This window comes from Pseudactinotalea sp. Z1732 (assembly GCF_049724975.1).
Classification (GTDB): Bacteria; Actinomycetota; Actinomycetes; order Actinomycetales; family Beutenbergiaceae; genus CALKWS01.
Map to the genome: position 1 here is coordinate 129,365 of NZ_JBMPQC010000008.1, position 8,733 is coordinate 138,097.

Consider the following 8,733-nt stretch of genomic DNA (forward strand, 5'->3'; position numbering starts at 1 on the left):
ACCCCCAGCCGTCGCCGACGTCGCAACTCAAGACGCCGAAGTCAGCATTAGTCGGCCGAGGCAGCCGGTTGAGCCGAACAATGCTGGCTTCGACGGGGCCGGGGGGCCGGGGGGGCCGGGGGGGGGGGGGGGGTGGGGGGTGGGGGTGGGGCCGTTAACTCAGGCGTTGGCGGCGGAGGCCGCGGCTGCCGTTTGGGTGTTCTTGCGCCAGCGGATGCCGGCGTCGATGAATCCGTCGATGTCGCCGTCGAACACCGATGACGGGTTGCCCGCCTCGTGCTCGGTGCGCAGATCCTTGACCATCTGGTACGGCTGCAGCACGTAGGAGCGCATCTGATCCCCCCAGGAGGCCTTGACGTCCCCGGCCATCGCCTTCTGGGCGGCGTTCTCCTCCTGCTGTCGCTGCAGCAACAGCCGGGACTGCAGCACCCGCAGCGCCGCGGCCCGGTTCTGGATCTGGGACTTCTCGTTCTGCATCGACACCACGATCCCGGTGGGGATGTGCGTCATCCGGACCGCGGAGTCGGTGGTGTTCACGCTCTGCCCACCCGGACCGGAGGAGCGGTAGACGTCCACCTTGATCTCGTTCTCGGGGATATCGATGTGGTCGGTCTTCTCGATCAGCGGGATCACTTCGACCGCGGCGAAGGAGGTCTGGCGTCGTCCCTGGTTGTCGAACGGGGAGATCCGGACCAGCCGGTGGGTGCCTGCTTCCACCGACAAGGTGCCGTAGGCGTAGGGAACCTTTACCTCGAAAGTGGCCGACTTCAGCCCTGCCTCCTCGGCGTAGGAGGTGTCCAGCACCGCGGTGGGGTAGCCCTTGCGTTCAGCCCAGCGCAGGTACATGCGCATGAGCATCTCGGCGAAATCAGCCGCGTCCACACCGCCGGCCCCGGCGCGGATGGTGATGACCGCTTCGCGCTGGTCGTACTCCCCGGACAACAGCGTGCGGATCTCGAGCTCGGACAGCGTGTCTCTGATCGCGGTCAGTTCGGCCTCGGCCTCGGCGAGGGTGTCGGCGTCGGCCTCCTCCTCGGCCAGTTCCACCAAAGCCCCCAGGTCGTCGATCCGGGTCTCCAACTTGGTCATCCGCTCCAGTTCCCCCTGGGCGTAGGAGAGCTGACTGGTCACGGCCTGGGCCTTGTCCTGGTCGTCCCACAGGTCCGGGGCCGTGGCCTGCTCGGACAAGTCGGCGATCCGGGCGCGCAGGGCGTCCGGATCGCTCACCGCCTCGATCGAGGCGAGCGTAGAGCGGAGGTCGGCGATCTCGCTGGGAAAGTCAGTGGCCACACCTCGAGGTTACGCGATCAGCACCCCCGCGGCACCCATCCCACCGCAGGTTCACCCCGGCGGACGCGGCCGGCGGGTTCGGCCGTGCGGCTACTTCGACGGTGCCGCTAGTTCGGCCAGGATCCGCTCGTCGACTGCTCGCCGTGCGTTCAGGTGCGCGCGCCGGTCGTAGTCGAACCGGGAGTAACTGAGTTCACCACCTTGGTCCACGTAACTCGCCGCCGTGTCGTGATCGGTGAGGTCGCGCAGCAACTGCAGGGCCCGATGGTCATCCATCCCCTGGGTGAACACCCGGTACCGCACCGACGGCCAGGCCGTCCCGTCCGGCGCCGGGTACACGATGGAGGCGTCCCCACCGGGGAACGCCCCGCCCGCGCAGGTGTCGGCGAACGGATCGAGGGAACCGAGCGAGAACTGGGTGTTCCAGAAGTTGAAGCCCCAGTGCAGGAAACCGGGCGCCCGGTTCACGAACAACTGCCGGCCGAGGACGCGGTTGCGCACCGAGGGCATCGCGATGAACCGGTTGGCCACGTCGGTGTGCTGGGAGACGCAGTAGTAGACGAAGGGGTTCATCCCCGCGGCGCGAAACGGTTCCACCGCATCGGTGGCCACGATCGGGATGGCGACGGCATCGACGAAGTCAAAGTCGCTGAGGGCGTCGGCCACGTCCGCACCGGCGAGCAGGTCGTGGACCACCTCCCGGGCCGCGAGGTAGGTGTCGCGGTCTGCCGGGTGCGGCTCATCGCTGATGTGCCACAGTACTGATCCCTCCGGCCACTCCTGGTCCAGGTAGGCGCGCAGCGCCGGCAGCAGTTGCTCCAGCAGATCTCGGTACCGCGGGTCGGTGGCCGGCACGTGCCAGCCGAAACGGCGCTCCCGACCACTGGGGGTGTCCACGTAGATCGCCGGAGTCGCCTTGGCCCCCCACTGGGTGAACAGATGCGCGATCTCGACGGTGGTGATGCCGTGCTTGCGACACAACGCCAGCCACCGACCCAGACGGGAGAAGTCGAAGGCGTACCCGTTGCCGTCGTCGGCGATGCCGACGAGTTGCACCGGAGTCCGGGTGCCGCCCACGGCCGTGTCCAGGGGCGGCGTCCAGGTCGGAGTGAGCAGGGAGGTCACGCGCATCCGTGCGGCGGCGCCGATGAACGCCTCCAGGCGCTCCCAGTGCTCGGCACTGAAGGCCTCGACCCCGTAGTAGTCGGCCAGGCAGTCAGCATGGAGCCAATGGGTGTTGATGATGTCCAAGGCCGGTAGGTCCACCGGGTGCACCTGCACGGGCACATCGACCTGGTACAGCACCTGGGAGTCGGACTCCCGCACGATCCGCACGCCCACGGTGCGCGAACCTGCGTGCTCGGCCTCGTCGATGCGGACGTCGAACCAGAGGGCACCCCAGGACGCGGTCAACGGCCGCACCAGGGCACCGTCCGGAAGTGGCTTGAGCAGGTCCGGGTACAACCCCGGCGCGTCTCGCAGGTACCCGGCATCGTGTCCGTCGAAGGCCGCCAACGTCACCGGGACCAGTTCGACCGTGCTCACAACGGTGAACGGAGCGGACGCCTCGTCCACCTCGACCCGGATGCGGTCCCCGCCTCCACTGCCATGGGCGGGCGGGAGGTAGGCCACCTGGAACGAGAGGGTCTCCCCGAGGAACCCGCTGAGTTCGTCCTGCGCGGCAGCCGGTGGCACGTCGTCGGGGAACACCTTGGTCAACGCATCGGCGCGGACGAAGGTCCAGTCCGGTCTGGGGTAGGGGTGGGTGCGCCGGATCGACCCGGTCATCGCTGCCTCGGTCCTATCTGCCTCGGTCATAACTGCCACCGTAAGGGCTCGCAAAATGAAGCGGCGACAACCGGCCCGGGTGGCGGTGCGTCGCCCCCGATCCCAGCCTCAGCGCAGCCGGCGCCCCAGCACGCGGCTGTAGGCGTCCAGACCGCCGCGCACCACCTGGCTCACCCGGGTGTCCCCGGGCCCGCCGAGCAGTCGTGCCACCGAGACCGGCAGGTTGGACCCACCGACGGTGCGCAGGTGGGAGAACCGGTCGAACCCGAACTTGCCGTGATGGTGACCGATGCCGGAGGCGCCCACACCACCGAACGGGGTGCCCGGCACCACATTGGTGAGGGCGAAGTCGTTGCGGGCCACGCCTCCGGAACGGGTGCGGGCTACGAAGGTGCGGAAGTCGCCGTCGTCCGGACCGAACCACGTCGCCACCAACGGCGCCGGCCGCTCGGCAAGGTCATCCAGGACCCGGTCCAGGTCCCGGTAGGGCTGAACCTGCAGCACCGGACCGAATACCTCCTCGGTGTCGATGCGCATCTTCTGGGTCACGTTCAGCACCACGGTGGGTGAGATCAGCCGGGCCGCGCGCATCGCGTCGGTGCCCTCGGCGTCGGATCGCACCGATCCGATCACCTGGGCGCCGTGGTTCTCGGCGTCGGCCAACAGGTCCTCGATCCGCTCGTGTGACTCCTCGTTAATGATCGTGGTGACCTCCCCCCGCTCGAACAATTCCGGCAGGTCCCGGCCCCAGGTGTTGAACACCTCCTGCACGAACGTCCGGGTGGCCTCCTCCGGCACGTACACCCGCTCCGGACACAGGCAGGTCTGTCCGCCGTTGATCAGGCGGGCGCGGGCCACCCGCTCGGCGGCGCGGCGCAGTCGCTTGCGGTCGGCGGCGGTGTGCTCGGAGATCACCACCGGGTTCTTCCCGCCCAGTTCCAGTGTGACCGGGGTCAGGTTCGCCGCGGCCGCGGCCATCACCTGCGCACCGGTGGCCGCCGAACCGGTAAACAGCAGGTGGTCCAGGTCCAGAGCGGCGAAGTCCTTGGAGACCTGGACGTCCCCGGTGAGCACCGCGACCTCCTCGACGTCGAAAGCGTCATGGATCGCGTTGGCGAACACCCCGGCGGTCCGGGGCACCTCCTCCGACATCTTGATCATCACCCGGTTGCCCGCCGCTAGCGCGCTGACTGCGGGAACCGCGGAGAAGTTGATCGGGTAGTTCCACACCCCCATGACCCCCACCACGCCCAGCGGGGAGGGCTGGATCCAGGCGGGCATCCCGGCCAGGCGCAGCGCGGCCGAGCCCACCCGGCTGCCGGCCGGGCGCCGGCGCATCCACCGCCCCAGGCCCGCGCGCAGCGTCTCAGCTTCCATGGCGAAGGCGGTGACGTCGGCCACCAGCGACAGGATCGGGGGCCGGTTGCCGAAGTCGGCCGAGATCGCCTCGGCGAGTTCGTCGGAGTGGGAGACCACGGCGCGGGCGAACCGGTCGATCCGCTCTCGCCGGGTGGCCGCATCGGGGGGACCGTCACGGTGGAAGGCCCTGCGCTGCAGGCGTAGCACCTCCGACATCGGGTGCGAGGTAGTGGTGGCGCTCATCGTCCCAGCCTGCCTTGTGGGGATGCGATGCGCCAAATGTCGTCTGCGCTACTGGTTCGCCGGTGTCCGCGACGCCTGCTCATGGCGGTCCCGGCTGCGCAGGCGGTCGCGAAAGTCCAACCAGTGCTCCCAGTCGAAGGGTTTGACGGCGTGCTCCCCGGGCCGTAGGTGGTAGCCCAAGGGCAGTCCCTCGATCGTCCTGCCCTGCCCGGGCTCGGGGAAACTGGGGGCAGCGCCACCGGCGCCGCCCTCCCACGCTGCTGCCGCCGTGTACCAGGCGATGAACTCACCCTCAGGGTCGGCATGGAGGTCTTCGCTGGCGCTGGTCACATACAACGCTCTCGGGGCGATGCAGGCCAGCAACTGGTGCTGGTCGACCGGTAATGGCTGGCCAGCGGCCACGCGGCGCAGGAAGCCCGGGGTGAACCAGTGCGGGAAGATCCCACCCATTCTGGCCAGGTCCTCTCCCACTGGCCGGGTCAGGGCCGCGCCCATGCGGCCCGAGTTGTTGGAGATGACCCCGGCGAAACGTTCGTCCTGGGCGCCGGCCCACAATGCGGCCACGCCCACATGCTGATGGAGCCCCACTCGCCGTCGTCGCGGCCGCCCATCGTGCTTGTCCCAAAAGTTGCCATGACCCCTTGCGCGAAGGTGTTGGGATGGTCAGCACCGGTCTGCAGATAGTGTGCGGTGATCACCGCGTACCCGCGTTCGGTCGCCAGGTGCACCGGCCAGGCCGCGCCGGCGGAACCACGCTCAGGTGGGGCTTCGGCGTCGTCACGGTCGTCGCCATTCACTTCGCCGACATCGCCCGGCGCGGGGTCCACCCCGGGTCGGATGACCTCCGGGTCCGTGGTACTGGCGTGGTTGCCGTCAAAGTTCAGCCCCAGGAACACCGGCACTCTGTCCGGCACCGATTCGGCGGGCGCCCCCTTGCCCGGCACTGGCGGCTTCGCTGCGGGCGCCGAACTCCGCGGCAGATGGACCAGCACCACGAATGTGCACCTGCCGGCCGGTCCGGTCAGGGTCACGGACAGTTGCCGCCGCTGCCGCCCGTCAACCTCGCCTTCCTCCAGCAGCGTCCAGTCCAGACCCACAGGTTCCTGCGGCGCCCGCCCATACACCTCACGTTCGAAGGACTGCAGCACCCCCGGGCGGACCTCCCGGCGCCATACCTCCGGCGAAACCGGATCCTGTGACTGCGGGGAAACCACCATCTTCGCTCCTCATTCTCAGTACTTCGGCACGGCGGCTCGTTGTGCGAACAGGTCGTGCGGTCCGGCCACCGCCGCGACCTACGTCTGTTTCACGCTGACCCATCGGTCAAGAGAGTCCAGCCACCGTTCCCAGTCGAACCGCTCCACCGAATGCGGGCCGGGACGCAGGTGGTAGGCGACCGGCGCCGCCCCCTCACCGCCGCGTGAGCCGCCCGGCTCCGGGAACCCGCCGTCGGGCCGGGGATGAGCGTAGAGCTCCCACACCGTGGTCGCTTCGCGCCAGGAGAGAAGCTCTCCTTCCGGGTCGGCGTTCGGATCCTGGCTCGCACTGGCCACGTATACCGGCCGGGGTGCGATCGCTGCGATCAATTGATGCTGATCCACCGGTAGCGGGCGGCCGGCCAGTACCTCAGTGGCGAAGTGCCGGCTGAACCAATAGGGGCGGATCCGGGCGAGCACCTCGGGTGTTTCGCCGACCGGGCGCGATAGCGCGGCGCCCATAGCCCCGGAGTTGTTGCTCCTGAGTTGGCTCATTCAGGTTAGTGCGTGAGGTTGTCGCTGCCGATGGCGTTGAGGACGTCCTGAATCTCGGGTGGGATCAGCGGTGGGAAGGTCTGGGTTGCGCCGTTGATCGCGACCGTGGCCGAGCGCAGCGGGCGTAGTTGCTTGACGATCTTTCTGATCGATAGGCCGGTGCGGTCCTGAATGAACCGGGACACTGCCAGGGCCGTGAAGACGATGCTCAGGTGGGCTTCGATGGAGTCGCGGGTTCTGGCGAATATCGGGCGGGCCTGCAGGTCACTCTTGCTCATTCGGAATGAAGCCTCAACTTGCCAAAGGTCGTGATAACTGGAAATGACCTCCGTCGCGGGCATCATGGCGACGGGGATGTTGCTCTGGTAGCCCTTGAGCCCGACAAGACCCCTCGCGCGGGCCAGAGCGGCGGTGTCCAGTTCCCGGCCGGCTTTGGTGGTGGTGACGAATCGGGCGTTCTTCGGCCTCACCTCGCCGTTGATGATCGCCAGCGCCCGGTTCTCCTGGTTGGTGATGGTCTTGGTGTCTCGGGCGGCTCGTTTGCGTGAGTACTGCCAGATCGCCCGCCAGGCTTTGGGATGTTTCACCGGGTCCCAGACCGGTTCAGCGCGCTTGGCGGTGTCGCGCTTCCTGGTCCCGCCGCCGCGGGGAGTGATGGTGTCGATCACCTGCCCGTCATCAAAGGCATCGCCATGCCAACGAAAGTGCCGAGCCAGGTCCCCCGGGGCCTTGGTTGCCCGGGAGCCGACGATGAACCGCAGATTCGCATCATCCAACGCCTCCAGGTTGGTTTGTGAGAGCATCCCGGCATCAGCCACGATGACCATGTCCTCGATACTGTGGCGGTCCTGGAACTGGCGGATGATCGGCAACAGCGTGTGCGTCTCGGCCTGGTTTCCCTCGAAACAGCCGATCTCTAGGGGGAACCCGCCGCGGTCGACCAGCAGCCCGACCACGATCTGGGGGTCGACCCGTCGTTCTTTCGAGGTCGCGGTTATGCCGATGTTGCCCTCTTGGCGGTGGTGTTGGCGCAGGTCAGCGCTCCAGGCGTGGGTCAAGTCCCCGGGAGTGGTGTAGGGGCTGATTCCTTCGGTCGGGTTTTCAGGCGCTGAGTTCGAGTCTGGGGTCGGGGTCGGTGGTCACCTCGTTTCGGGTGTTCTCGATGGCGGTGAGTCGGCAGCGGGCTAGGACGTCGAGTCCGAGGTAGCGGCGGCCTTCGGCCCATTCATCGGTCTGTTCGGCTAGCACGGCTCCTACGAGGCGCACGATTGCTTCCCGGTTGGGGAAGATGCCCACTGCGTCGGTGCGGCGGCGGATCTCGCGGTTGAGTCGCTCGGCGGGGTTGTTGGACCAGATCTGGGTCCACGCCTCCTTGGGGAAGGTCGTGAACGCCAAGATGTCCTCGCGGGCGTTGGCCAGGTGCTCGGCGACCGCGGGAAGTTTCTCGGTGACGTAGTCGATGAGCCGGTCGAACTGGGCGTTGACGCTGGCGGCGTCGTAGACCGAGTGCAGCATGGCCTTGACTGCCGGCCACATCGACTTGGGGGTGATGGCCATCAGGTTGGCGGCGTAGTGGGTGCGGCAGCGCTGCCATACCGCGCCGGGCAGGTTCGCCGTGATCGCGTCCTTGAGCCCGGCATGGGCGTCACTGGTGATCAGGCGCACCCCGGCCAGCCCGCGGGCGACCAGGTCGGCGAAGAACTCGTTCCAGGCGGCACCGGTCTTCGAGGTAGCCACCCGCAGGCCCAGGGCTTCACGGTGTCCGTCACCGTTGACGCCGGTAGCCACCAGCGCCACGGCGTTGATCACGCGTGCGCCCTCGCGGACCTTCATAGTCAGGGCATCGGCGGCCACGAACGTGAAGGGGCCGGCCTGGTCCAACGGTCGGTGGCGGAACTGCTCGACGTGCTCATCGAGGTCGCTGGCCATGCGTGAGACCTGGGACTTGCTCAGCGCGTTGATGCCCAGGGTCTTGACCAGCTTGTCCATCCGGCGGGTGGAAACTCCGGCGAGGTAGCAGTCAGCGACCACGGTGATCAGCGCGGACTCGGCACGCTTGCGCCGCTCGAGCAGCCACTCGGGAAAGTAGGTGCCCGATCTGAGCTTGGGGATGGCCATGTCGATGGTCCCCACCCGGGTATCGAGGGGCCGATGCCGGTAGCCGTTGCGCTGGGCGGGCGTGTCTACTGGACTGTGTAAGGGGTGGATCCCCGAGGCTGGCGAGGAGCCAGTGAGAGGAGACCATCGTGAAGACCACGAGTACGACGAAGACCACCGAGGATCACCACGCACTGGATGGGCA

At 68.0% G+C, this 8,733-nt stretch carries 5 protein-coding genes and 2 pseudogenes; all 7 read right to left on the reverse strand.

What is annotated here, in order from left to right:
• Positions 1–159: 159 nt before the first annotated feature.
• Positions 160–1,290, reverse strand: a complete 1,131-nt coding sequence (gene prfB, locus ACPL7H_RS14645; protein ID WP_424791574.1) for a peptide chain release factor 2 — start codon at positions 1,288–1,290, stop codon at positions 160–162.
• Between the two features lie 90 nt (positions 1,291–1,380).
• Positions 1,381–3,108, reverse strand: a complete 1,728-nt coding sequence (locus tag ACPL7H_RS14650) for a DUF4091 domain-containing protein (protein ID WP_424797589.1) — start codon at positions 3,106–3,108, stop codon at positions 1,381–1,383.
• Positions 3,109–3,186: 78 nt separating this feature from the next.
• Positions 3,187–4,680, reverse strand: coding sequence for an aldehyde dehydrogenase family protein (locus tag ACPL7H_RS14655; RefSeq protein WP_424797590.1), 1,494 nt, complete (start codon positions 4,678–4,680; stop codon positions 3,187–3,189).
• Between the two features lie 48 nt (positions 4,681–4,728).
• Positions 4,729–5,244, reverse strand: coding sequence for a hypothetical protein (locus tag ACPL7H_RS14660; RefSeq protein WP_424797591.1), 516 nt, complete (start codon positions 5,242–5,244; stop codon positions 4,729–4,731).
• Positions 5,245–5,975: 731 nt separating this feature from the next.
• Positions 5,976–6,431: a hypothetical protein gene (locus ACPL7H_RS14665; protein WP_424797592.1), complete on the reverse strand. Its 456-nt coding sequence runs from the start codon at positions 6,429–6,431 to the stop codon at positions 5,976–5,978.
• 5 nt (positions 6,432–6,436) lie between these two features.
• Positions 6,437–7,417, reverse strand: a pseudogene (locus ACPL7H_RS14670) (IS1634 family transposase); the annotation flags it as partial.
• Between the two features lie 115 nt (positions 7,418–7,532).
• A pseudogene (locus ACPL7H_RS14675) lies at positions 7,533–8,603 on the reverse strand (IS256 family transposase); the annotation flags it as partial.
• Between the last annotated feature and the right edge of the window lie 130 nt (positions 8,604–8,733).

What these genes read in the sequence shown, in the direction of transcription:
- ACPL7H_RS14665 (WP_424797592.1), bottom strand. Translation starts at nt 6,431, where the DNA reads ATGAGCCAACTCAGGAGCAACAACTCCGGGGCTATGGGCGCCGCGCTA.
- ACPL7H_RS14655 (WP_424797590.1), bottom strand. Translation starts at nt 4,680, where the DNA reads ATGAGCGCCACCACTACCTCGCACCCGATGTCGGAGGTGCTACGCCTG.
- ACPL7H_RS14650 (WP_424797589.1), bottom strand. Translation starts at nt 3,108, where the DNA reads ATGACCGAGGCAGATAGGACCGAGGCAGCGATGACCGGGTCGATCCGG.